Genomic DNA, 22,806 nt, shown 5'->3' on the forward strand with positions numbered 1-22,806 from the left:
CTCGCCTGTCACGGTCTGGCCTTGATCAGCTTAGGCAGTGTCTGAAAGCTCGGCGAGCGCAGGCACTTTTCAGACGCTGCCGAGGTCCGCGTTGTCGAGTCCGCCTCTGATAGAATGCCTGCCTCGACAAGGACGCCCGGAGCCCGCCATGAACGACATCCTGCCCCAGATCGCCCTGCTCGATGCCGCCTGCGCCGGACGCGTCACGCGCTATCTCGATACCCTGACCAAGCCGCCGGGCAGCCTGGGACGTCTGGAGGCGCTGGCGGTGAGCCTGGCCGGGATCACCGGCGAGGACTTCCCGCGGGTGGCGCCGCCCGCAGTGGTGGTGTTTGCTGCCGACCACGGCGTGGCGGCGGAGGGCGTCTCGGCCTTTCCTCAGACGGTGACGGCGCAGATGGTGGCCAACTTCGTCGCCGGCGGCGCGGCGATCAACGCCTTCTCGCGCCGCATCGGCGCCCGGATGGAGGTGGTCGACGTGGGCGTGGCCAATGCGCTGCCCGCCGAGGGCGTCGTCCAGGAGCGCATCCGCTCCGGCACCGGCAACCTGGCTCGCGAGGACGCCATGAGCCGCGACGAGGCGCTGGCCGCCATCGCCGCCGGCCGTCGCGCCGCCGAGCGGGCCGCCAAGGCGGGCTGCCGCTGCCTGATCGCCGGCGAGATGGGCATCGCCAACACTACCGCCAGCAGCGCCATGCTGGCCGCGCTGACCGGCGTGCCGGTGGCCGAGCTGGTCGGCCCGGGCACCGGCGTGGCCGGCGAGGCGCTGGTCCACAAGTGCGCGGTGATCGAGGCGGCGCTTTCCAAGCGCGCGCCGGACCCCGACGATCCGCTGGACGTGCTCGCCCGGCTGGGCGGGCTCGAGATCGCCGCCATGGCCGGGGCCTACCTGGAGGCGGCGGCCAGGCGCCTTCCCTGTCTCGTCGACGGCTTCATCGCCACGGTGGCCGCCCTCACGGCCTGCCGGCTCGCCCCGGCGCTGCGCCCCTACCTGATCTTCGGCCATCGCTCCCGCGAGCCCGGCCACGCCCACGCCCTGGCGGCGCTGGACGCCGAGCCGCTGCTGGCCATGGAACTCTGCCTGGGCGAGGGCAGCGGTGCGGCCCTGGCCTATCCGCTGCTCGAGGCGGCCACGGCGATGCTCGCCGAGATGGCCACCTTCGACGCCGCCGGCGTCGACGACCGCAGCGAGCACGAGGAGCCTCGAGCATGACGCTGGATCCGCTGTCCTGGGAGCTGCTGGCGCTGATCGGCGCGGCGCTGGCCATCGACCTCGTGCTGGGCGACCCGGCCTGGCTGCCCCATCCGGTGGTGGGCATCGGCCGGGCGATCGCGAGGCTCGAGCGCGCCTGGAACCATGGTCCCGCCGAGGCTCGCCGTCGGCGCGGCGTATGGTTGGCGGTGGTGGTGGTCGGTGGCACCTGGGCGCTGGTCTGGGGCCTGCTGACGGTGCTGGCCTGGCTGTCGCCGGCGCTGTCGCTTGCCGCCGAGCTCGTGCTGCTGGCCACGGCCTTCGCCACCCGCGGGCTCGCCCAGGCGGCCCGGGCGGTGGCCGCGCCGCTCGGGCAGGGCGACCTGCCGGCGGCCCGCCGCGCGCTGGGTGGGATCGTCGGCCGCGATACCGAGACGCTGGACGAGGCGGGGCTGTCCCGCGGTGCAGTAGAGACCGTGGCCGAGAACACCGTGGACGGCATCACCGCGCCGCTGTGCTGGGCGCTGCTCGGCGGCGCGCCGCTGGCGCTGGCCTACAAGGCGGTCAACACGCTGGATTCCATGGTCGGCTATCGCAGCCCGCGCTTCGAGGACTTCGGCCGCGCCTCGGCGCGCCTCGACGACGCCGTCAACTGGGTGCCGGCGCGGCTCACGGTCCTGGCCATGTGGCTGGCCGCGCGGCTCGTCGTCGGCGGCCGCACGCAGGGGGCCATGGCCGCCACCCGCCGCGAGGCGCCGCGTCACCCGAGCCCCAACGCCGGCTGGCCCGAGGCCATGGTGGCGCACCTGCTGGGCGTCCAGCTCGGCGGGCTCAACCACTACGACGGTCGCCCCTCGCATCGCGCCGTCCTCGGCCGCGCGCTGGAGCCGCTGACCGTCGCCCATATCGAACGCGCCATCCATCATATGCACGGCGGCTGGATCGGCGTGCTGGCGCTGCTGGCGCCGCTGGTGCTGCTGCGGGAGTGGCTGGCATGACGGCACACGCAGGACCGGATACGAACAGCACACCGGGCTGGCCCGCCCACGGCGGGCGCATCGCGCCGCTGCTGGCGCGCTTCGGGCTGCCGGCCGACCACCCGGTGATCGACGTCAGCGCCAACCTCAATCCGCTGGGGCCGCCGTCCTGGCTGGGCGAGTGGGTGAGCGACTGGCTGAGTGAACCCTCGACCGGCGCCGGCGAGTCGCTGGCCCGCTATCCGGACCCGGACGACGACCGCGCGCGTCGCGCCATCGCCGCCCACGACGGCGTGGCACCGGAGCGGGTGCTGGTCACCAACGGCGGCATCGAGGCGATCCATCTCGCCGCCGCGCTGCATGCCGGCGGCCGGGCGCTGGTGATCGAGCCGACCTTCAGCGAGTATGCCCTGGCCTGCGGTCGGCACGGCCTTTCCGTCGAGCGGCTGGCGCTGGAAGCGCCCGAGTTCCGGCTCGATCCCGACGCCGCCGAGGCCGCCCTGGCCGGTGTCGATGTGGCCTTCCTGTGCCGGCCCAACAATCCCACCGGCACGCTGATTCCGCGCGCCGAGGTCGAGCGGCTGCTGGCGCGGGCCGACGAGACCGGCAGCACCCTGGTGGTGGACGAGGCCTTCGTCGACTTCACCGAGCGCGACGAGCGCCTCACGCCGCTGCTCGAGCGGTCGAGCCACCTGCTGCTGCTGCGTTCGCTGACCAAGCTCTATGACGTGCCGGGGCTCCGGCTCGGCTACCTGCTCGGCGCCCCCGAGGCCGTCGCGCGGCTGGCCACGCTGCAGATGCCGTGGAGCGTCAACGCCCTGGCCCTCGGGCTCGCGGCGCCGCTGCTCGCCGACGCGGACTATCTGGCCCGGACCCGTGCCTGGCTCGCGGCCGAGCGCGACCTGCCCGAGCGCGTGCGGGCGCTGGGCCACACGGTGCCGGAGACCCACGCCAACTTCCTGTTACTGCGCGGCGGGAGCGACGCCGAGGAAGCGGGGGCGCTGTTCGCCTTCCTGCTCGAGCGTGGGCTGCTGGCCCGCCACACCCACGGCTTTCCCGGTCTCGACGGCGCCTGGCTGCGCCTGGCGCTGCGCGGCGCCGACGACAACGTCCGGCTGCTCGAGGCGCTCGCGGCATGGCGGCGGCCATGATCGCCTTCGTCTCCGGCGGGGCCCGCTCAGGCAAGAGCGGCGTGGCCGAGGCGCTGACGCGCGAGGCGCACGCGGCCCGCGGCGGGGAGCGCTACTATCTCGCCACCGCCCGGGCCGGCGACGGCGAGATGGCCGCCCGCATCGCCCGCCATCGCCGCGAGCGCGGCGACGACTGGCTGACCCGCGAGCCGCCGCTGGCCTTCGCCGAGGCGCTCGCCACGATGCCCCCGGGCAGCACGGCGCTGCTCGACTGCCTGACCCTGTGGGCCAGCCGGGTGATGTTCGAGGCCGGATTCTCCGAGGCCGAGGCCGAGGGCCGGGCGATGCTGGCGGCCGGGCTCGACGAGGCCCGCCGCCGCGACCTCGCCCTGGTGGTGGTCTCCAACGACCTCAACGAGGATCTGCCGCCCCGCGATGCCCTGGTGTGGCGCTACCTGGCCTTCCTGCAGGCCCTGCACCGCGATCTGGCCGCGGCGTCGGACCGCGTGATCGAGGTGGTGGCCGGCCGCGCCATCGACTGGAAAGGAGACGCTTCATGAAGGACGCGGGCTTCGGCGCGCTGCTGGCGATCCAGTTTCTGACCCGGCTGCCGGTGACGCTGGCCTGCCCCTGGACGCCGGCCACCCGGCGCTGGGCGGCGCGGGCCTATCCGCTGGTCGGCGCCCTGGTCGGGGCCATCGTGGCCCTTGCCGGCACGCTGCTCGAGGGGTGGCTGCCGCTGCCGCTGCTCACGCTTGCCCTGCTCAGCCTGTGGGTGGCGCTGACCGGCGGGCTGCACCTCGACGGCCTGATGGACCTGGCCGACGCGCTGGGCAGCAACGCCCCGCTCGAGAAGCGCTGGGCGATCATGAAGGACCCGCAGGTCGGCAGCTTCGGCATGCTGGCGCTGGTCTTCCAGCTGGCCTGGAAGGCGGCGCTGCTGTGGGCGCTGCTGGCCGCCGGGGCGAGCCCCTGGTGGCTGGTGCCGGTGGTAGCGCTGGGCCGGCTGGCCGCGGTCGGCCTGCTGGTGAGCCAGCCCGCCGCCCGCGCCGAGGGCCTGGCCCACGCCTGGCAGCAGAGCCTCGGCCGGCGCGACCTGGCGCTGGCGGCGCTGCCGGCGCTGGCGTGTCTCGTGTTCGTGCCCGCGCTGGCCTGGCTGCTGGCCGGGCTGGCGGGCTTCGTCATCATCTACGGCCGGGCGGTGCGCCGGGCCTTCGGCGGCATCAACGGCGACATCGTCGGCGCCGCCATCGAAGGAGGAGAACTATGGCTGCTGCTGATCGCCTGGAGCTGGTGGTCGTTCGTCATGGCCTGACCCGTTGGAACAGAGAACGCCGCTACCAGGGCCACCGTGACATCCCGCTGCTGCTGCCGGACGCCGAGCCCGATCTCGACCGCCTGCGCGAGGCGCTGGCCGAGGTCGCCTTCGACGCCGTGCACTGCAGCGACCTGACCCGCTGCCGCCAGACCCTGGCCCATGTGCTCGAAGGGCGAGCCGATCCTGTGCCAAGCCTCGATGCCCGGCTGCGCGAGCTGGCCTTCGGCGACTACGAGGGCCGGACCTGGGCCGAGCTCAAGGACGACCCCGACTATCGCGCCTGGGTCGACAGCCAGGGCCAGCTGGCCACGCCCGGCGGCGAGTCCGCCGACGACCTCTGGGCGCGGCTCTCGGCCTGGCTCGAGGAGGTGCTGGCCGAGGCGCGGACGGCGGGCCATCGCCGGGTGCTGGCGGTGAGCCACGGCGGTGCCATCCGCGAGCTGCGCCGGCGCCTGGAGGCGGCGGATTTCTGGGACGGCGTGGTCGGCCAGGCCCAGGGGCGTCTCTTTACGTTCACACTCGAGGAGGACGGCTGGACATGCAGCTCTTCATCGGCGGTGCCTGCGCCGGCAAGCGCGACCTCGTAGCCGCACGCTTCCCCGACGCCGGCTGGTCTCGGATCGACGAGATGGGACTCGACGGCGCCGAGCACCATCTTCGCCCGGGCGCGGTGCGGGTGCTGACCGGCTGGACGCGCTGGCTGGCGCAGGCGCTCGCCACAGAGCCCGACGACGACCGGCTGCGCGAGCGGCTGGTCGCGGCGCTCGACGCGCTGAGGAACGCCGAGCGCGAGGCGAGGGGAGAGATCGTGCTGATCCTGCCCGAGATGGGCCGCGGCATCGTGCCCATGGACGCGGCGGACCGGCGCCTGCGCGACCTGGCCGGCTGGCTGGCCCAGGACGCCGCCGCCCGCGCCGACGCGGTCTGGTACGTGCGCCATGGCCTCGCGCGCCGGTTCTAGGTGTCTAGGTGAAGGCGAGGCCAGCGAGTGAGGGGCACTGGGGACGGCTCGTAGCGGGGGTTTTTGCCAGGGATGGCAAAAGTTAGCGCCCAGGGATGGGTTCACAGCGCCCCGCGTAGAGCCGTCACCGGAATAGCCCCGAGCGTATCGGTTGGCGGCGGCACTGGAGCAGAATCCCATGCCGCGTTGACGCCCCGGTGGGCGATTGCTAGCTTACGCCGCACTCTCAGGTGACCCGCCAGTCTGCCCTGTCGGCAGGCGCAAAAGGCCCCGACAAGAAGGACCAGGGTAAACGGGAAGTCGGTGATCCAGTCCGACGCTGCCCCCGCAACGGTGATCGAGTCAGCCACCGCCACATGCCACTGTGCCACGCACGGGAAGGCGGCGGTGACGAGGCGCACAGGCGCCTGCTCGTCAGCCCGGAGACCGGCCCGAGAGCCAACGCCGCGATGCACAGATCGTCTCGCGGCTCGATAACAACCGAGACGCCGTGCGGGTGAGCCCGGCGAGCAAGGATTCCCATGAACAAGCCCCATCCCTCACGCGGCCTGGCGTTTGCCCTGGCCGCGCTGCCGCTGGCCGTCCAGGCCCAGACCGACGCCGCCAACTCTGATGACGCCTCCGAGACCCTCAATCCGCTGGTGGTGACCGCCGCCCTGGCGCCGCGAACCGCCGACGAGAGCCTGGCCTCGGTCACCGTGATCGACGAGGAACAGCTGCGCCGTCAGGACCCGACGGCCATCACCGAGGTGCTGCGTGCCCGGCCCGGCGTCGACGTGACCACCAACGGCGGTTTCGGCAAGAACACCGGCATCTACCTGCGCGGCACCGGCAGCCAGTCCACGCCGCTGATGATCGATGGCATCCGGCTGCGCTCCGCCACCGCTGGCACGCCGTCCTGGGAGTTCCTGGAGCCGCGCCTGTTCGATCGCGTCGAGATCGTGCGCGGCCCGCGCGGCAGCCTCTACGGCGCCGACGCCGTGGGCGGCGTGGTCCAGCTGTTCACGCCGCAGGGCGAGGGCGAGCCCACTCCGCGCATCACGATCGGCGGCGGCAGCTTCGACACCCGCCGCGCCAGCGCCTCGCTGTCCGGCAGCGAGGGCGGCACTCGCTACTATGTGGCCGCCAGCCGACTGGAGAGCGACGGCTACGAGATCGTCGACGGTGAGGGCGACAAGGGCTACGACAACACCACCGGCCTGATGCGCCTCTCGCACACCTTCGCCGGCGGCGCCGAGCTGGGCGTGCTGGCGCTGCGGGCCCGCGGCAATACCGAGTTCGACAGCTTCGGCACGCCCAGCGACACCGACTACGCCCAGCAGGTGGCCGGCGTCTACGGCGAGCTTCCGATCACCGAGACCTGGCGCAGCCGCCTGACCCTCAGCGAGGCGCGGGACGAGCGCGAGACCCACGGCGGCACCGGGGAGTCGGTCTTCGATACCCGCACGCGCACTGCCCGCTGGGAGAATACCCTGGTCCTCGGCCGCCACGAGCTGGTCGCCGGCGCCGAGTACGCCCGCGATGACGTCGATTCCACCGTCGACTATGCCGAAGACCGCCGCGACAACGCCGCCGTCTTTACCCAGGCGCTGCTGGATTTCTCGCCGCTGACCGTCCAGGCCTCGCTGCGCCACGACGATAACGAGGCCTTTGGCGAGGAGACGACCGGCAGCCTGGCGCTGGGTGTCGCCCTCGACGATATCCATACCCTGCGCGCCAGCTACGGCACCGCCTTCCGCGCGCCGACCTTCAACGAGCTCTACTACCCCGACTTCAGCAATGCCGACCTCGACCCGGAGACCTCCGAGAGCTATGAGCTGGGTATTCGTGGACAGCTCGGCCGCGGTTTCTGGGACCTCGCGGTCTACCGGACCGAGGTCGACGACCTGATCGTCAATATCGATACCGACGGCGATGGATACCTGGATACGCCCGAGAACGTCGAGCGGGCACGGATTCGCGGCGTCGAGCTCGCCACCGGCGCCGACGTCGAGAACTGGACGCTGCGCGCCGCCCTGACTTACACCGATCCCGAGAACCGCGAGACCGGCAAGCGCCTGCAGCATCGTGCCTCGCGCAGCCTGCGCTTCGACGCCGACCGTGCCCTGGGCGACTGGAGCCTGGGCGGCTCGGTCATTGCCCAGGGCGAGCGCTATGACGATGCGGACAACGCCGAGCGCCTCGGCGGCTTCGCCACCCTCGACCTGCGCGCCGGCTGGGACTTTGCGCCGGGCTGGTCGACCCGCCTGACGCTGGAGAACCTGCTCGACAAGCAGTACCAGACCGTGAATGGCTACAACAGCGCCGGCCGTGCGGCCTTTGTCAGCGTGAGCTTCGGCGGCCGATGACGGCGAAACGCGATACGCTGCGCGCGACGGTCCTGGCCGTCTGGCTGGGGCTTGGCATGGTGCCGGGCGTCGTCGGCGCCGCTCATGCCCAGCCCGCCGATGGCATCTGCGTCACCGACGATGCCGAGCGCGAGGTCTGCCTGGGCGCTCCGGCGACGCGCATCGTGGCGCTCTCGCCCGGCGTCACCGAACTGCTGTTCGCCGCAGGCGCCGGCGAGCGGGTCGTGGGAGCGGTCAGCTTCAGCGACTATCCCGCCGCGGCCGAGGACCTGCCCCGGGTCGGCAGCTACGACCGCCTCGATCTCGAGGCGCTGCTGGCCCTCGCGCCCGACCTGATCGTGGCCTGGGCCGGCGGCAATCCCCGCGAGCAGGTCGAGCGCCTGGCCGCGCTCGGCCTGCCGGTGTATTTCTCCGATGCCGGCGACTTCGCCGCCATCGCCACGAGCCTCGAGCGCCTGGGCGCGCTGGCCGGCAGCGAGGCGCATGGCCGGGCCGCGGCCGATAGGCTGCGCGGCGAGGTGGCCGAGCTGCGCAGCCGATATGCAGACGCCGTCCCGGTGTCGGTCTTCTACCAGGTCTGGGACGAGCCGCTGATGACGGTCAACGGCGATCACTGGATCAGCCGTGCGTTGTCGCTGTGCGGCGGCGAGAACCCGTTCGCCGACGAGTCGCCGCTGGTGCCGCGCATCGGCCGCGAAGCCGTGCTGGCCCGCGATCCCGAGGCCATCATCACCGGCGGCATGGGCAAGGCCGACTCCAGCTGGCTCGACGCCTGGCGCGACTTTCCCGAGCTGACCGCGGTGCGCCGCGACAACCTGTTCTTCGTCGATCCCGACCTGGTCCAGCGCGCCACGCCGCGGCTGGTCGAGGGCACCCGGGCGCTTTGCGCGCATCTGGAGACGGCCCGTGAGCGGCGCTAGGTCGCGTGGTCTGTCGCCGGGCCTGTCGCCACGGTGGCGCCATCCGCTGGTATGGCTGGCGCTGGCCGCGCTGCTGTCCCAGGGGGTGGCGCTGGCGCTCGGCAGCGTGTCGATCGGCCCGGACGAGCTCGTCCGGGTGCTGACCGGCGGCGGCGAGGCGCTGCATCGCACCCTGGTGCTGGAGCTGCGCCTGCCCCGGGCGCTGGCGGCCTTCGGCACCGGCGCGCTGCTGGCCATGGCCGGGGCGCTGATGCAGATCCTGCTGCGCAATCCGCTGGCCGATCCCTACGTGCTGGGGCTCTCCGGTGGGGCCTCGGTGGCGGCGCTAGTCGCCATGCTGGCCGGGCTCGGCGCCACCCTGGTGGGCGGTGCGGCCTTCGCCGGGGCGCTGGCCTCGACGCTGATCGTGTTCGGCCTGGCCCACGGCGGCGGCAGCTGGACGCCGACGCGACTGCTGCTCACCGGTGTGGTCATGGCCTCGGGCTGGGGCGCGCTGATCAGCTTCCTGCTGGCGGTCAGCCCGGTGGAGCGGCTGCCCGGCATGCTCTACTGGCTGATGGGCGATCTGGCCTATGCGGGCAGCCCCTGGCCGGTGCTGGTGACGGCCGCGGCGGCGCTGGCCGCGGTGATGCCGCTGGGGCGCACGCTCAACGTGCTGGCCCGCGGCGGGCTGCAGGCCGCCGCGCTGGGGGTGGCGGTGCGACCGCTGGAGTGGGCCCTCTACCTGCTGGCGAGCCTGGTCACCGCGGTGGCGGTGACCACCGCCGGCAGCGTCGGCTTCGTCGGCCTGATGGTGCCGCACATGCTGCGCCTGCGGCTCGGCAACGACCAGCGGCGCATCCTGCCGGCGAGCCTGCTGGCCGGCGGCACCCTGCTGACCCTGGCCGATACCCTGGCGCGCACCCTGATCGCCCCGCAGCAGCTGCCGGTGGGCGTGATCACCGCGCTGATCGGGGTGCCGACCTTCCTCTTCCTGCTGCAGCGGAGCCGGCGATGAGCGTGCTCTCGGCAGACGAGCTGGTGATCGACGTGCCGGGACGGCCGGACGGGCGGCCGCTCGACCTGGCCGTCGAACCCGGTCAGCGCTGGGGCGTGCTGGGCCCCAACGGCGCCGGCAAGACCACGCTGCTGCATACCCTGGCCGGGCTGCGGCCGCCGCGGGCGGGGGAAGTGCGCCTCAACGGGTGCGGGCTCGCGCACTGGCGGCGCCGCGCGCTGGCGCGGCGGCTGGGCGTGGTGTTCCAGGACCGCCACGACGACTTTCCGGCCACGGTGCGCGAGACCGCCCTGATCGGCCGCCATCCGTTCCTCTCGCCCTGGCGCCAGGAAGGCCCCGAGGATCACGCCCGCGCGGCAGCGGCGCTGGAGCGCCTCGAGCTCTCGCACCTGGCCGAGCGCGAGCTGGCGACGCTCTCCGGCGGCGAGCGCCAGCGGGTCAGCCTGGCCACGGTGCTGACCCAGGCGCCGGACGTCTGGCTCGCCGACGAGCCCACCAATCACCTCGACCTGCATCACCAGGTGGCGGCGATGGCGCTGCTCGCCGAGCAGGCCGACCGCGGCCACGGCGTGATGATGTGCCTGCACGACCTCAACCTGGCGGCGCGCTGGTGCAGTCATCTGCTGCTGCTCTATCCCGACGGCGAGGCTTGCTGGGGGGAGGCGGAGGCCATGCTGACGGTCGAGGCCCTCGAAAGCCTCTATCACCAGAAACTGATGTGTGTCGAAGTCAACGGGGCGCTGGTTTTCGTGCCGACCCGCTGACTCAGTCCTTGTTCAGCTTCTTCAGTCGCTGCGTCGCGAGCTGATTGGTCTTCATGCGCTCCGGGCGCTTCATCGACTGCCAGCGAGTGATCTCGTCGGTGGTGCGGCCGCAGCCCACGCACAGCCCGCCCTTGAGCTGGCAGATCGAGACGCAGGGGCTCTCGATGCGCTTGGCCATCAGTGCCGCTCCAGCACGGCCAGCCGCCGCTCCCAGTCGCCGCCGTGCACGCGCCGGCACTCCTCCTCGCTGTCGGCGTCCAGATGGGCGTCGATGTCGTCGACCTCCACGCCCACCTCGAAGAAGGCAGCCTCGGTCAGCTCGCGCATGCGCCGGCGTCCGTCGCCCTTGAGCGCGCGGGCCAGGTCGTCCTGAGTCTCGAAGACCCACACCACCCGCAGGCTGTCGGGGAAGCGGCGGTAGTCCACCAGGTGGGTCAGCCAGGCGAAGCCCGGCAGCAGCGGCTTGGCGGTCTCGCAGGCGTCGGTCAGGGCCTGGGTCAGTCGGCGCTCCATCTGCCGGCTGGCTTTCTTGTCGAGCATATCGGGCTCTCTTTTCGTGAGGTGTGGCAGGGTAGCGATCTACAGGGCGCGGCGGAAGCGCAGCACCGGTCGACCCTGTTCGGGATCGTCGAGGAAGTCGGCGTGCACGCCGAAGGTGTGGCGCAGCCGCTCGAGGGTCAGTACCTCCCGGGGCGGGCCGATGTCGACGAGGCGGCCGCCGTCCATCACCCCGATGCGGTCGCAGTCCATGGCCTGGTCGAGGTCGTGCAGGGCGACGACCACGGTGATCGGCAGCCGCCGCACCAGGCGCAGGATCGACAGCTGGTGGCGGATGTCCAGGTGGTTGGTCGGCTCGTCGAGCAGCAGGGCGCGGGGCCGCTGGGCCAGGGCCCGGGCGATGTGCACGCGCTGGCGCTCGCCGCCGGACAGCGTGTGCCACAGCCGGTCGGCCAGCGGCTGCAGGTCGACCTCGGCCAGGGCCCGGTCGACGATGGCGTCGTCCTCCTCGGACCACGGCCGCAGCGGCGAGAGGAAGGGCGTGCGGCCCAGCGCCACCGCCTGGCGCACCTCGAGGCGCTCCTGGGTGTCGGCCTGCTGCTCGACGAAGGCGATGGCGCGGGCGATCTCGTGAGGTTTCATGGCCTGCATCGGCCGGCCGTCCGCCAGTGCGCGGCCGGTCTTCGGCCGCCGCAGCCCGGCCAGCACGCGCAGCAGGGTGGTCTTGCCCGAGCCGTTGGGGCCGACCAGGCCGAGGGTCTCGCCCGGTTCCACCGTCAGGCTGACGTCGTCCAGCAGCCGGTGGCCCTGGACCCGCCAGTCGACGCGTTCGACGCAGAGTCTCATCGCGTCCTCGCGCCGCGGATCAGGATCAGGGCGAAGGCCGGGGCGCCGATCAGCGCCGTGACCACGCCGATCGGCAGCACCTGGCCGGCCACCAGGGTGCGCGACAGCACGTCGGCGCCGATCAGGAAGACCGCCCCGGCCAGCGCCGAGGCGGGCACCAGCCGGGTGTGGCGGCTGCCGACCAGAAAGCGCATGGCATGGGGAATCACCAGCCCGACGAAACCGATGGCGCCGACCATGGACACCATGACGGCGGTGACCAGCGCCATGGCGGTGATCAGCACGCCGCGCACCCGGCGCACGGGAATGCCAAGGGAGGCTGCACTGTCGGCGCCGAAGGTGAAGGCATCCAGAGCGCGTCGGTACCAAAGGCAGATCGCCAGGCCCGCCAGGGCGGCGGGCAGCCCCAGGGCGACGTCGCCCCAGCGCACCCCGGAGAGATTCCCCATCAGCCAGAACATGATGCCGCGGGCCTGCTCGGCGCTCGCTGACTTGGCGATGAACAGTGCGGTGAGGGCATTGAACAACTGCGAGCCGGCGATACCGGCGAGGATGATGGCGCCGGCGGCCTGGGTCGCGCGGCCGCCGCCGGTGCCACTGCCGGCGGCATGGGCCAGCAACACCACCAGACCGAAGGCCAGGCCGGCGCCGGCGAAGGCGCCGAGCGACAGCGTCAGGGTGCCGGCGCCGAGGCCGAGGATGGCCACCGACACCGCGCCGGTGGAGGCGCCGGCGGAGATGCCCATCAGGAAGGGGTCGGCGAGCGGATTGCGCAGCAGTGCCTGCAGCACCACGCCGGCGAGCGCCAGGCCGGCGCCGCAGCAGGCGGCGAGGACCGCCCGGCTCAGACGGTATTCCCAGACGATGCCGGCATCGATGCGATCCACCGCGAAGGCCGCGCCACCGAGATGGTTGGCCAGCACCTTGAGGATGGTGTCGAGCGGAATCGCGGTCTCGCCGATGGCGGTGCCCGCCATCACCGCGGCGAACAGCAGCAGCGGTGCCAGCCAGCCCCAGTGCCAGGCGGAGTGCGAGACGCTTACCCTGGCCATGGACGGGCGCGATAGTCGAACGGTGTCACTCATCGCGCGAAGGACATCCCGGACAGGGCATCCACCAGCGTCTCGAGGCCGTAGATCGTGCGCATCGTCGCACTCATGGCGTGGGCATCCAGCTCGATGATGTGGCCGCTTTTCACCGCCGACATCTGACTGGCCACGGGATCGTGGCGCAGGAAGTCGCGCTTGGTTTCGACGCTGTCCGCCGCATAGCGGCGGCGATCCATTGTCGCGATCACGATGAGGTCCGGGTCGGCGCGGGCGATCGTTTCCCAGCCCACGGTCGGCCATTCCTCGTCGGACTGGATCACGTTATGGATGCCAAGCTTGTCCATCATGTAGCCGGGAGCGCCGAGCCTTCCCGCGACGTAGGGATCCGATGATCCGTCGGGAGACGAAAACCAGAATACCGCCGAAAGATCGTCCGGAAGCGACAGCGATTCGGCGCGGGAAATGGCATTTTCCTCGCGCCCTTTCAGCTCATCGATTAGCTCATCCCCGGCATCATTGGCGTCGAAAATGGTGGCCAGTTCCTGGATGCCTTTGTACACCGAATCAGTGGAGAAGGCGGCCGTACGTGTGCCGTCGCCGCCGGTGGCATTGTCCTTGGTATCGCAGTCGGCGGGCATGATGTAGGTAGCGATGCCAAGATCCTTGAACTGGTCGCGGGTCGCCACATTGCCGGTGGGGCCGACATGCCACTCATATTGGGCGGCGACCAGGTCGGGCCTTTTGTTCACCACCGCCTCGAAGCTTGGGGCATTGTCGGCGATGCGCTCGATATCGGCGTTGGCTTCGCGGAATTCCGGCAGCACCGGCGTGAACCAGACCGAGGTGCCGACGACGCGATCGGCGAGACCCAGAGCATAGAGAATTTCGGTTGCCGACTGACCGACGGTGACGGTGCGTTCCGGCGCGGCATCGACGTGAATGTCGCGGCCGCAATTCATCATCGTCAGCGGATACTGCGTCGCCTCTGCCACCGCCGATGTGGCGGGGATGAGCGAGAGCACTGCCAGGAGTCTGCGAGCGAGCGTCATGCGTCGATGTCCAGGTGGGGGAGCGGAAGTGGCCGACCGGCGACGGGAGATTGCCACGAGTTTCGAGGCGTTTTCCACTCCCATCGAGGCCTGCGTCGACGCCGACTTTGAGGAGAGGCCGGCTACCTGCGCGCGAGGCTTTTCCGCGAAAAGGAATAGCTATGTTATAACATATCAATCATATCCAGCAAGGGGCTTGCTTGCCGTCGATGGTCGAGTGTCTGGTCGATTGCGCGGGATAGGTTCGGTCCATTACGATATCCCTCCGAAGACAGGTGCCCCTGAGGTCCAGGGGATAATCGGGAAGTCTGGTGAGGCCACGGCCGATCCCAGCGCTGCCCCCGCAACGGTAATGAAGCGCGATCCGCGATGACCACTGGCGACATGCCGGGAAGGTGCGGATCACGGCACGACGCCTCTGGCGAGTGCCCCTTCTGAGCCCGGAGACCGGCCTGTCACGTCGAGTCATTCCATGCCGGTGCGGTGGGCACCGAGAGGATCAACATGCCCGTGTTTGTCGATTCCCCTTCCCGGCGGAGTCTCCGCCGTGATGCGCGTTTCGCGTCTGTCCGCCGCTGCCCGGCGGTGGCGCCATGAGCGATATCCCCGAGTTCCCCTTCGTCGCCGTCGTCGGCCAGCCGGCGCTCAAGACCGCGCTGCTGCTCAATGTGATCGAGCCGCGCCTCGGCGGCGTGCTGATCAGCGGCCCCAAGGGCAGCGCCAAGTCGACCCTGGCCCGGGCGCTGGCGGCGATCCTGCCGGCGGATGCCGAGGGTCGGCGCCCGTCGCTGGTGACCCTGCCGCTGGGCGCCAGCGAGGAGCGCCTGACCGGCAGCCTCGACCTCGAGCGAGTGCTCGCCGACGGCGAGGCGCGCTTTCGCGGGGGCCTGCTGGCCCGCGCCCACGGTGGCCTGCTGTACGTCGACGAGGTCAACCTGCTGCCGGACGCGCTGGTCGACCTGCTGCTCGACGTGGCCGCCAGTGGCGTCAACCGGGTCGAGCGCGACGGCCTGAGCCACGCCCATGCTGCCCGCTTCAGCCTGATCGGCACCATGAACCCCGACGAGGGCGAGCTGCGCCCGCAGCTGCTCGACCGCTTCGGCTTGTGCGTCGAGCTGGCGGACGCCCCCGGCGTGGCCGAACGGGTGGCGATCCTGCGCCAGCGCGAGGCCTTCGACCGCGACTCGCACGCCTTCGTCGCCGCCCACCGGGCCGAACAGGACGCGCTGGCTCGGCGCCTGGCCGAGGCCCGCGAGCGCCTTCCCGAGATCGTCGCCGACGACCGAGTCTACGAGCGCATCGCCGAGCGCAGCGCCGCCGCCGGGGTCGAGGGACTGCGCGCCGACGTCACCTGGCACCGTGCCGCCCGAGCCCACGCGGCCTGGCGCGGCGCGGCCCGCGTCGAGCGTGAAGACCTCGACGCCGTCGAGCCCTGGGTGCTGGCCCATCGCCGCACCGTCGCGCCCGAGGCCGAGGACCGGCATCCGCCCGACGACGACGGCAGCGGTGCCGGCGGCTCGTCGTCGTCGGGCGCCGATAGCGAAACGGCCCCCGGGACCGATTCGCAACCGCAGGGCCAATGGGGCGCCATGCCGCCGGTGGTCCAGCCGAGCGTGACCACGCCGATGCCGTCGCTGCCTGAGTCGACGCCCGCGCCCAAGGCCGGAGGGGCCTCGGCTTCGGTCTCATCGAGCCGGCGCCCCGGCCGCCAGGTCGGCCGGCGCCGGGATCGTCGCCAGGCCGAGTCTGGCGATCCCGCGCCGCGCCCGGACTGGTTCGCGACCCTGGTCGAGCATCGCGGCCGTCGGCCCTGGCGCCGCCTGTGCTATCGCCGCCCGCGCTCCGGCCAGCCGATGCTGCACCTGGTGCTGCTGGACACTTCCGCCTCGACCCTCGGCCGGCGCCTGCTGGGCCGGGCCAAGGGCGCGGTCGACGCGCTGGCGCGCCGGGCCTACGCCGCCCGGGAGCAGATCGCGGTGCTGGGCTTCGGCAACGACGGCATCGAGACCCTCCAGCTCCGGCGCCGCGCGCCCAAGGACCTGCTCGAGCGCCTCGACGCCGTGCCCGGCGGCGGCGGCACGCCGCTGCGCGAGGCCGTGCGCCACGCCGCCACGCTGATCCGCCGCTGGCGCCGCCAGGATGCCGGCCTGCAGGTGCGCACCTACCTGATCACCGACGGCCGCACCCGCCAGCCGCTGAGCGGCCTGCCGCCGCTCGGCGACTGCGTGGTCGTCGACACCGAATCCGCCGCCGTGAAGCGCGGTCGCGGCCGCGATATCGCCCGGGCGCTGGGCGCCGATTACCGGCCGCTGGCCGGGCTGGAGGCCGGAACATGAGCGTGAAGGAAGCGAACGCGAGGCACGAGACACCGGAGCGCGTGAGCTGCCCGGCGGTGTTCGTCGCCGCGCCGGCCTCGGGCCAGGGCAAGACCACCGTGACCGCGGCGCTGGCGCGGATGCTGCGCCGCCAAGGGCGCGTGGTGCGGGTGTTCAAGACCGGCCCGGACTACCTCGACCCGCGGGTGCTGGAGCAGGCCTCCGGCCGGCCGGTGGACCCGCTCGACCTGTGGATGGCCGGCGAGGCCTACTGCCGTCGGCGGCTGTTCGAGGCCGCCCGGGAGGCCGACCTGATACTGGTCGAGGGCGCCATGGGGCTGTTCGACGGCACGCCCTCCAGCGCCGATCTGGCTGCGCTGTTCGGCCTGCCGATGGTCATCGTCATGGACGTCAAGGGCATGGCCCAGACCGCGGCGGCGCTGGTGACCGGCCTGGCCGGCTTCCGCGACGACGTGCGCATCGCCGGGCTGATCGCCAACGCCTGCGGCTCGGCTCGGCATCGCGAGCTGATCGAGGGCGCGCTGCCGGCCAGCGTGCCGCTGCTGGCGGCGGTGCCCCGCGACCCGGCCCTGGCGCTGCCCGAGCGTCATCTGGGGCTGGTCCAGGCCGAGGAGATCCGCGAGGATCTGGAGGCCCGCTTCGACGCCGGCGCCGAGGCGCTCGCCGCCGAGGGCTTGGCCGAGGCCCTGCTGGCGCTGCCGCCGGTGGCCTTCGAGGCGGCGCCGGTCGAGGCGACCGCGCCGCCGGCCTGGCTTGCCGGGCGCACCGTCGCCGTGGCGCATGATGCCGCCTTCAGCTTCGTCTATCAGGCCAACCTCGATCTGCTCGCGCGCATGGGCGCGACGCTGCGCTTCTTCTCGCCGCTGGCCGAGACGCGCCTGCCGGCCTGCGACGCCCTGTGGCTGCCGGGCGGCTACCCGGAGCTGCACGCCGAACGGCTGGCCGCCAACGCCGGGATGCGCGACGCCCTGCGCCGCGCCTTCGAGGACGAGCTGCCGATCCTTGCCGAGTGCGGCGGGCTGCTCTACTGCCTGGAGACCCTGACCGATCAGGCCGGCGAGACCCACGCCATGCTGGGCCTGCTGCCCGGGGCCGGCGCCATGCGCGGGCGTCGCGGCTGCCAGGGCATGCAGACCGCCGAGCTGCCCGAGGGGCCGGTGCGCGGCCACGCCCATCACCGCTCCCAGGCCAGCGGCACGCCCGAGCCCATCGCCTTTGGTCGCCGCCAGCGCCATCCCGCGCCCGGCGAGGCGATCTATCGCGCGCGCTGCCTGACCGCGTCCTACCTGCACCTGTTCTTCCCCGACAACCCTGCCGCCGTGGCCCGCCTGTTCGGCGCGGCCGCGGTCGCTGACGCTTCGTCTTTTTCTCCCGACGCTCCGCCTAGCGATCTGACAAAGGAATGCCACGCATGAAACTCGACAAGATTCCCGCCACGGTGGTGACCGGCTTCCTCGGCAGCGGCAAGACCACGCTGCTGGCCGGCATCCTGCGCCAGGTCACCGGCAAGCGCATCGCCGTGATCGTCAACGAGTTCGGCGAGCAGGACATCGACTCCAGCCTGCTGCGCGGCTGCGCCTTGAATTGCGAGGACGGCCCTGATGGACAGGGCGCCCAGGCGCTCGACGACGACGGCAGCATCTTCGAGCTGGCCAACGGCTGCATCTGCTGCACGGTGGAGGAGGAGTTCCTGCCGGTGATGAAGAAGCTGGTCGAGCGCCGCGACGACATCGACCATATCCTGATCGAGACCAGCGGCCTGGCGCTGCCCAAGCCGCTGGTGCAGGCCTTCAACTGGCCGGAGGTGCGCCGGCACTGCACCGTCGACGCCATCATCACCGTGGTCGACGGCCCGGCGGTGGCCGCCGGCCGCTACGCCAGCGACGTCGAGCGGGTCGAGGCCCAGCGCCGCGCCGACGACAGCCTGGATCACGATCCCAGCCTGCGCGAGCTGCTGGACGACCAGCTGAGCGCCGCCGACCTGGTGCTGGTCAGCAAGAACGACCTGCTCTCGGCCGACGAGCGGGCGCGGGTCGAGGCGCTGGTGGCAGACTGGGTTCCCGCGTCGGTGAAGACGCTCTACACCGATGCGAGCCTGGCCGACGATCCGGCCCGCCTGGAGGCGCTGATGGGCATCGGCGCGGCGAGCGAGGAGGGCATCGACCGCATCGACAACCATCACGACCGCCATCATGCCGAGGGCGCCCATCACGACCATGCCCATGACTACTTCGACGGCGTGACGATCCGCCTGGGCGAGGTCGACGCCGAGGCGCTGGAGGCGCGTCTGGCCGCGCTGCTGAAGGCCCACGAGATCTATCGCGCCAAGGGCTTCGCGGCGATTCCCGGCAAGCCCATGCGCCGGGTGATCCAGGCCGTTGGCGAGCGGCTGGACGGCTACTTTGACCGGCTGTGGGCCCAGGACGAGCCGCGCCGCACCGAGCTGGTGATCATCGGCCGGCACCTGCACCGCGAGGCGCTGGAGGCGGCGCTGGCCGGCGCCGAGCGCGCGACGCCCGCCTGATGCACCTGTTCGCCGCCAAGCCCGGAGGTTTCGTCGACGAGGAAGGCATCGTCGACCTACAGCAGAGTCCGGCCAAGATCGTGATCCTGTCCGCCGCCGACAGCAGCCTGTCGGCGCTGGCTCAGGCGGCCGAGCGGCTGGGCGATGCCTGTCCGTCGGTGCGTCTGGCCAACTGGATGAATCTGGTCAAGCCTGCCGCCTATGACCTCTATGAGGATCGGGTGCTGGACCACGCGCGGCTGGTGATCGTCTCGCTGCTCGGCGGCAGCGCCTACTGGCAGTACGGCCATGAGCGCTTGTTGGCCTGGGCGGCGGCGGATGCCGAGCGTCGGCTGATCCTGGTGCCGGGCTGCGACGCCCCGGACGACGCCCTGCTGGAGGCCTCCAGCGTGCCGTTCGAGTCGGCGCATCGCGTGTGGCGCTACCTGCGCGAAGGCGGCGCCGACAACGCCGAGCAACTGCTGCGCTTCGTCGGCGCGGAATGCCTGGCCCCGGATCGGGGCACGGCCGCGCCGCTCGACTGGCGCGAACCGCGAGCGATTCCCCCGGCGTTAGTCTATTTGCCGGGGCGGCCCGAGGCGTCGCTTTCGGACTGGGAGGCGCAGCGCGATCCCGCGCGCCCGGTCTGCCTGCTGCTGTTCTATCGCAGCCACCTGCAGGGGGCGAACACCGCAGTGGTCGACGGCCTGATCGCCGCACTCGAGGCCGAGGGCCTGGCGCCGCTGGCGGTAGCGGTGGCCTCGCTGAAGGAAGACGCCTGCGTGGCCTTCGTCAACCACCTGCTCGAGCGCACCGGCGCCGGGCTGGTGGTCAACACCACCGGCTTCTCGGTCAACCGCGAGCCCGATGAGGGCGAGGTCACCGGCGGCGCGTTCGGCGACGACGGGGCCGACGAAGCGAGCGGCCTGTTCGCCGGCCGCCCTGTGGTGCTGCAGGCGATACTGGCCAGCAGCCCCGAGGACGATTGGCGCGACAAGGCCGCCGGCCTGCACAGCCGCGACGTGGCCATGCAGGTGGTGCTGCCGGAGATGGACGGGCGTGTCATCACCCGGGCGGTGGGCTTCAAGGCCGAGGCCCACTACAGCGAGCGCTGCCAGCTGTCGGTGACCCGCCATGAGCCGCATCCCGAGCGCGCCGCCTTCGTCGCCGAACTGGCCCGGCGCTACGCGCGACTGCGCCACACCGCCAACGCCGACAAGCGCCTGGCGCTGGTGCTGGCCAACTATCCCACCCGGGACGGCCGCATCGGCAACGGCGTCGGCCTCGACACCCCGGCCTCCACCGTCCAGCTGCTGCGCGCGCTGGAAGGTGCCGGCTATCCGCTGGAGGACCTGCCCGAAGACGGCGACGACCTGATCCGGCGGCTGCAGGGCAGCGTGACCAACGATCCGCAGTCGCTCGCCTGGCGCGGCAGCTGGCAGAGCCTCGGCGTCGACGACTACCTGGCCTGGTTCCGCACCCTGCCGGCTTCGCTGCAGCAGGCGGTCTGGCGGCGCTGGGGCGCCCCCGAGGACGATCCCAAGCACCGCCAGGGCCGGCTCCTGATCGCTGGCATCCGCCTCGGCGAGACCTTCGTCGGCATCCAGCCGGCACGCGACATCGATACCGGCCCGGACGCCGATCCGGTCAAGAGCTACCACGACACCGAGCTGGTGCCGCCCCACAGCTATCTGGCGTTCTATCTCTGGCTGCGCGAGCACTACCGGGTGGACGCGGTGATCCACGTCGGCAAGCACGGCAACCTGGAGTGGCTGCCCGGCAAGAGCACCGCGCTCTCGGCCGAGTGCTGGCCGGACGTGGCCCTGGGGCCGCTGCCGCACTTCTATCCGTTCATCGTCAACGACCCGGGCGAGGGCGCCCAGGCCAAGCGCCGCAGCCAGGCGGTGATCGTTGACCACCTGATGCCGCCGCTGGCCCGGGCCGAGCTCTACGGCGAGCTGGCCGAGCTCGAGTCGCTGACCGACGAGTACTACCAGGCGCTGGGCATGGACCCGCGCCGCGAGGCGCTGCTGCGCGAGCGCATCCTCGAGCACCTCAAGCGCACCGGCATCGACGCCGAGCTGGCCCGGTCGACGGGCGAGGGTGACGCTGCCGGCCTGGGCGACGACGAGCGCCTGCTGACCGAGCTCGACACCTTCCTCTGCGACATCAAGGAGGCCCAGATCCGCCACGGCCTGCACGTGCTCGGCACCCTGCCGCCGGCGGAGAAGCGGGCCGCAACCCTGGTCGCCATCCTGCGGCTGCCCCGGGGCGACGGGCCGACGCAGCGGGGCCTGCTGCACGCGCTGGCCGACGACCTGGGGCTGAGCGATCCGGCTGGCGCGTTCGATCCGCTGGCCGCCGGCGCCGAGCCCTGGCAGGGGCCGCGCCCGGCGGCCTTGAGCGCGCTGCCCGAGCTGGATGACGCGCCCTGGCGCAGTGCCGCCGACACCCGCGAGCGGCTCGAGCGGCTGGCCGAGCGGCTGGTCGAGGCGTACGTGCTGGAAGACGCCGACTCCGAGGCGCTGGCCCGCGACTGGCCGGCCACCGCGGCGCTGTGTCGCCACGCCCGCGACGGCCTGTGGGCCGCCATGCGCCACGGCGCCGAGCGCGAGATCGGCGCGCTGCTCGACGGCCTGGCGGGCCGCGCCGTGCCGCCGGGGCCGAGCGGGGCGCCCAGCCGCGGCCGGCTCGACGTGCTGCCCACCGGCCGCAACTTCTTCAGCGTCGACAACCGCGCCGTGCCGTCGCCCGCCGCCTGGTCGCTGGGCGAGGCCTCGGCCCAGGCCTTCGTCGAGCGCTATCTGCAGGACCACGGCGACTATCCGCGTCGGCTGGGGCTGTCGATCTGGGGCACCGCCACCATGCGCACCGGCGGCGACGACATCGCCCAGGCGCTGGCGCTGATGGGCGTGCGGCCGATCTGGTCGCTGGGCTCGCGGCGGGTGGTCGACGTCGAGGTGATCCCCACCATGCTGCTCGGCCGGCCCCGGGTGGACGTCACCCTGCGCATCTCCGGCTTCTTCCGCGACGCCTTCCCCCACGTCATCAAGCTGTTCGATGCCGCCGTGCGCGCGGTGGCCGACTACCATGAGCCGGGCGACGGCAACACCATCCGCGCCGCGGTCGAGGCCCGCCGTGGCGAGCTCGAGGCCGCCGGGCTCTCGCCCGAGGCGGCCGAGCGCGAGGCCGGCTACCGGGTGTTCGGCAGCCGGCCCGGCGAGTACGGCACCGGGCTGAACCGGCTGATCGACGGCCGCGGCTGGGACGACGCCGACGAGCTGGCCGAGGCCTATCTCGCCGCCGGCGGCTACGCCTACGGCCAGTTCGCCGAGTCCGGCGCCGGGGCACGCCGCGCCTTCGCGCACCGGCTCGAGGGCCTGCAGGCGGTGCTGCACAACCAGGACAACCGCGAACACGACATCCTCGATTCCAACGCCTACTACGCCTTCCAGGGCGGCATGGCCAACGCCGGCCGTGCCCTGGGCGGCGAGGCGCCGGCCGTCTACCACGCCGACCACGCCGATCCGGCGCGGCCGCGGGTGCGCACCCTGAAGGAGGAGCTGGCGCGGGTGATCCGCTCCCGGGTGCTCAATCCCAAGTGGATCGAGGCCATGCGCGAGCACGGCTACAAGGGTGGCTTCGAGATGGCCGCCACCGTGGACACCCTGTTCGCCTATGACGCCACCACCGAGCTGGTGGCCGACTACCAGTACGCCCGGGTGAGCGACGCCCTGGTGCTCGACGACGCCAACCAGCGCTTCCTGCGCGAGCACAACGCCGCGGCGCTGGAGGAAATGGCCGAGCGGCTGCTCGAGGCCGTCCAGCGCGGCCTGTGGCAGGACCCCGGCGAGCGCGGCGAGGCCCTGCAGGACCTGCTGCTCGAGTTCGACGAGCGGCGGGAGGGCATGTCTTGAA

At 72.3% G+C, this 22,806-nt stretch carries 20 protein-coding genes and 2 riboswitches; of the genes, 15 read left to right on the forward strand and 5 right to left on the reverse strand.

Features of this window, described 5'->3' with window-relative positions:
• Positions 1–148 precede the first annotated feature (148 nt).
• The 11 genes from cobT to MYL53_RS00535 all read left to right on the forward strand — a co-directional run bounded on the left by cobT (position 149) and on the right by MYL53_RS00535 (position 10,607).
• The gene (gene cobT, locus MYL53_RS00485) at positions 149–1,213 is read left to right on the forward strand and encodes a nicotinate-nucleotide--dimethylbenzimidazole phosphoribosyltransferase (protein ID WP_247851405.1); all 1,065 of its coding nucleotides are present in this window, start codon (positions 149–151) and stop codon (positions 1,211–1,213) included.
• Positions 1,210–2,190, forward strand: coding sequence for an adenosylcobinamide-phosphate synthase CbiB (gene cbiB, locus MYL53_RS00490; RefSeq protein WP_247851406.1), 981 nt, complete (start codon positions 1,210–1,212; stop codon positions 2,188–2,190). Before cobT ends, cbiB begins: the two co-directional genes overlap by 4 nt.
• The gene (gene cobD, locus MYL53_RS00495; RefSeq protein ID WP_247851407.1) at positions 2,187–3,320 is read left to right on the forward strand and encodes a threonine-phosphate decarboxylase CobD; all 1,134 of its coding nucleotides are present in this window, start codon (positions 2,187–2,189) and stop codon (positions 3,318–3,320) included. The genes cbiB and cobD overlap by 4 nt, the downstream gene beginning before the upstream one ends.
• The gene (locus MYL53_RS00500; RefSeq protein ID WP_247851408.1) at positions 3,317–3,859 is read left to right on the forward strand and encodes a bifunctional adenosylcobinamide kinase/adenosylcobinamide-phosphate guanylyltransferase; all 543 of its coding nucleotides are present in this window, start codon (positions 3,317–3,319) and stop codon (positions 3,857–3,859) included. The genes cobD and MYL53_RS00500 overlap by 4 nt, the downstream gene beginning before the upstream one ends.
• Entirely contained in the window at positions 3,856–4,614 is a 759-nt protein-coding gene (gene cobS, locus MYL53_RS00505; protein ID WP_247851409.1) for an adenosylcobinamide-GDP ribazoletransferase, read from the forward strand. Before MYL53_RS00500 ends, cobS begins: the two co-directional genes overlap by 4 nt.
• On the forward strand, positions 4,566–5,204 hold the full coding sequence (locus MYL53_RS00510; RefSeq protein ID WP_247851410.1) for a histidine phosphatase family protein: 639 nt from the start codon (positions 4,566–4,568) through the stop codon (positions 5,202–5,204). Before cobS ends, MYL53_RS00510 begins: the two co-directional genes overlap by 49 nt.
• The gene (locus MYL53_RS00515) at positions 5,156–5,578 is read left to right on the forward strand and encodes a bifunctional adenosylcobinamide kinase/adenosylcobinamide-phosphate guanylyltransferase (RefSeq protein WP_247851411.1); all 423 of its coding nucleotides are present in this window, start codon (positions 5,156–5,158) and stop codon (positions 5,576–5,578) included. The genes MYL53_RS00510 and MYL53_RS00515 overlap by 49 nt, the downstream gene beginning before the upstream one ends.
• A 266-nt stretch (positions 5,579–5,844) precedes the next feature.
• Positions 5,845–6,010, forward strand: a riboswitch (cobalamin riboswitch).
• An 89-nt stretch (positions 6,011–6,099) separates the two neighbouring features.
• Positions 6,100–7,926 (forward strand): TonB-dependent receptor domain-containing protein, encoded by a 1,827-nt coding sequence (locus MYL53_RS00520; RefSeq protein WP_247851412.1) that lies wholly within the window; start codon positions 6,100–6,102, stop codon positions 7,924–7,926.
• A complete protein-coding gene (locus MYL53_RS00525) occupies positions 7,923–8,846 on the forward strand; it encodes a cobalamin-binding protein (protein ID WP_425591725.1) in 924 nt (307 codons plus the stop codon). The genes MYL53_RS00520 and MYL53_RS00525 overlap by 4 nt, the downstream gene beginning before the upstream one ends.
• Positions 8,833–9,843, forward strand: coding sequence for a FecCD family ABC transporter permease (locus MYL53_RS00530; RefSeq protein ID WP_247851413.1), 1,011 nt, complete (start codon positions 8,833–8,835; stop codon positions 9,841–9,843). Before MYL53_RS00525 ends, MYL53_RS00530 begins: the two co-directional genes overlap by 14 nt.
• On the forward strand, positions 9,840–10,607 hold the full coding sequence (locus MYL53_RS00535) for an ABC transporter ATP-binding protein (RefSeq protein WP_247851414.1): 768 nt from the start codon (positions 9,840–9,842) through the stop codon (positions 10,605–10,607). The genes MYL53_RS00530 and MYL53_RS00535 overlap by 4 nt, the downstream gene beginning before the upstream one ends.
• 1 nt (position 10,608) lies before the next feature.
• On the opposite strand, the gene MYL53_RS00540 is transcribed toward MYL53_RS00535, so the two are convergent.
• The 5 genes from MYL53_RS00540 to MYL53_RS00560 are packed head-to-tail and all read right to left on the reverse strand — an operon-like array spanning position 10,609 to position 14,049.
• Positions 10,609–10,785 (reverse strand): DUF1289 domain-containing protein, encoded by a 177-nt coding sequence (locus tag MYL53_RS00540; RefSeq protein WP_247851415.1) that lies wholly within the window; start codon positions 10,783–10,785, stop codon positions 10,609–10,611.
• A complete protein-coding gene (locus MYL53_RS00545) occupies positions 10,785–11,147 on the reverse strand; it encodes a hypothetical protein (RefSeq protein WP_247851416.1) in 363 nt (120 codons plus the stop codon). The genes MYL53_RS00540 and MYL53_RS00545 overlap by 1 nt, the downstream gene beginning before the upstream one ends.
• A gap of 39 nt (positions 11,148–11,186) precedes the next feature.
• Positions 11,187–11,951: an ABC transporter ATP-binding protein gene (locus MYL53_RS00550; RefSeq protein ID WP_247851417.1), complete on the reverse strand. Its 765-nt coding sequence runs from the start codon at positions 11,949–11,951 to the stop codon at positions 11,187–11,189.
• The gene (locus tag MYL53_RS00555; RefSeq protein ID WP_247852349.1) at positions 11,948–13,003 is read right to left on the reverse strand and encodes a FecCD family ABC transporter permease; all 1,056 of its coding nucleotides are present in this window, start codon (positions 13,001–13,003) and stop codon (positions 11,948–11,950) included. The genes MYL53_RS00550 and MYL53_RS00555 overlap by 4 nt, the downstream gene beginning before the upstream one ends.
• Before the next feature lie 29 nt (positions 13,004–13,032).
• Positions 13,033–14,049 carry an ABC transporter substrate-binding protein gene (locus MYL53_RS00560; protein ID WP_247851418.1) on the reverse strand — a complete coding sequence of 339 codons (1,017 nt, stop codon included), beginning with the start codon at positions 14,047–14,049 and terminating at the stop codon, positions 13,033–13,035.
• A 256-nt stretch (positions 14,050–14,305) separates the two neighbouring features.
• A riboswitch (cobalamin riboswitch) is annotated at positions 14,306–14,519 on the forward strand.
• 123 nt (positions 14,520–14,642) lie between these two features.
• Between MYL53_RS00560 and MYL53_RS00565 the strand changes: the two genes are divergently transcribed.
• From MYL53_RS00565 to cobN, 4 genes are read left to right on the forward strand one after another with little or no spacing between them, the layout of a single operon-like run.
• Entirely contained in the window at positions 14,643–16,385 is a 1,743-nt protein-coding gene (locus tag MYL53_RS00565) for an AAA family ATPase (protein ID WP_247851419.1), read from the forward strand.
• Positions 16,382–17,800: a cobyrinic acid a,c-diamide synthase CobB gene (locus tag MYL53_RS00570; protein ID WP_247851420.1), complete on the forward strand. Its 1,419-nt coding sequence runs from the start codon at positions 16,382–16,384 to the stop codon at positions 17,798–17,800. The genes MYL53_RS00565 and MYL53_RS00570 overlap by 4 nt, the downstream gene beginning before the upstream one ends.
• The gene (cobW, locus tag MYL53_RS00575) at positions 17,797–18,909 is read left to right on the forward strand and encodes a cobalamin biosynthesis protein CobW (RefSeq protein WP_247851421.1); all 1,113 of its coding nucleotides are present in this window, start codon (positions 17,797–17,799) and stop codon (positions 18,907–18,909) included. Before MYL53_RS00570 ends, cobW begins: the two co-directional genes overlap by 4 nt.
• Positions 18,909–22,805 (forward strand): cobaltochelatase subunit CobN, encoded by a 3,897-nt coding sequence (gene cobN / locus MYL53_RS00580; RefSeq protein WP_247851422.1) that lies wholly within the window; start codon positions 18,909–18,911, stop codon positions 22,803–22,805. Before cobW ends, cobN begins: the two co-directional genes overlap by 1 nt.
• Position 22,806 lies beyond the last annotated feature (1 nt).

The sequence above is a fragment of the Halomonas getboli genome (assembly GCF_023094245.1).
GTDB lineage: Bacteria > Pseudomonadota > Gammaproteobacteria > Pseudomonadales > Halomonadaceae > Halomonas > Halomonas getboli.

What these genes read in the sequence shown, in the direction of transcription:
- cobT (WP_247851405.1), top strand. Translation starts at nt 149, where the DNA reads ATGAACGACATCCTGCCCCAGATCGCCCTGCTCGATGCCGCCTGCGCC.
- cbiB (WP_247851406.1), top strand. Translation starts at nt 1,210, where the DNA reads ATGACGCTGGATCCGCTGTCCTGGGAGCTGCTGGCGCTGATCGGCGCG.
- cobD (WP_247851407.1), top strand. Translation starts at nt 2,187, where the DNA reads ATGACGGCACACGCAGGACCGGATACGAACAGCACACCGGGCTGGCCC.
- MYL53_RS00500 (WP_247851408.1), top strand. Translation starts at nt 3,317, where the DNA reads ATGATCGCCTTCGTCTCCGGCGGGGCCCGCTCAGGCAAGAGCGGCGTG.
- cobS (WP_247851409.1), top strand. Translation starts at nt 3,856, where the DNA reads ATGAAGGACGCGGGCTTCGGCGCGCTGCTGGCGATCCAGTTTCTGACC.
- MYL53_RS00510 (WP_247851410.1), top strand. Translation starts at nt 4,566, where the DNA reads ATGGCTGCTGCTGATCGCCTGGAGCTGGTGGTCGTTCGTCATGGCCTG.
- MYL53_RS00515 (WP_247851411.1), top strand. Translation starts at nt 5,156, where the DNA reads ATGCAGCTCTTCATCGGCGGTGCCTGCGCCGGCAAGCGCGACCTCGTA.
- MYL53_RS00520 (WP_247851412.1), top strand. Translation starts at nt 6,100, where the DNA reads ATGAACAAGCCCCATCCCTCACGCGGCCTGGCGTTTGCCCTGGCCGCG.
- MYL53_RS00525 (WP_425591725.1), top strand. Translation starts at nt 7,923, where the DNA reads ATGACGGCGAAACGCGATACGCTGCGCGCGACGGTCCTGGCCGTCTGG.
- MYL53_RS00535 (WP_247851414.1), top strand. Translation starts at nt 9,840, where the DNA reads ATGAGCGTGCTCTCGGCAGACGAGCTGGTGATCGACGTGCCGGGACGG.
- MYL53_RS00540 (WP_247851415.1), bottom strand. Translation starts at nt 10,785, where the DNA reads ATGGCCAAGCGCATCGAGAGCCCCTGCGTCTCGATCTGCCAGCTCAAG.
- MYL53_RS00545 (WP_247851416.1), bottom strand. Translation starts at nt 11,147, where the DNA reads ATGCTCGACAAGAAAGCCAGCCGGCAGATGGAGCGCCGACTGACCCAG.
- MYL53_RS00550 (WP_247851417.1), bottom strand. Translation starts at nt 11,951, where the DNA reads ATGAGACTCTGCGTCGAACGCGTCGACTGGCGGGTCCAGGGCCACCGG.
- MYL53_RS00555 (WP_247852349.1), bottom strand. Translation starts at nt 13,003, where the DNA reads ATGGCCAGGGTAAGCGTCTCGCACTCCGCCTGGCACTGGGGCTGGCTG.
- MYL53_RS00560 (WP_247851418.1), bottom strand. Translation starts at nt 14,049, where the DNA reads ATGACGCTCGCTCGCAGACTCCTGGCAGTGCTCTCGCTCATCCCCGCC.
- MYL53_RS00565 (WP_247851419.1), top strand. Translation starts at nt 14,643, where the DNA reads ATGAGCGATATCCCCGAGTTCCCCTTCGTCGCCGTCGTCGGCCAGCCG.
- MYL53_RS00570 (WP_247851420.1), top strand. Translation starts at nt 16,382, where the DNA reads ATGAGCGTGAAGGAAGCGAACGCGAGGCACGAGACACCGGAGCGCGTG.
- cobW (WP_247851421.1), top strand. Translation starts at nt 17,797, where the DNA reads ATGAAACTCGACAAGATTCCCGCCACGGTGGTGACCGGCTTCCTCGGC.
- cobN (WP_247851422.1), top strand. Translation starts at nt 18,909, where the DNA reads ATGCACCTGTTCGCCGCCAAGCCCGGAGGTTTCGTCGACGAGGAAGGC.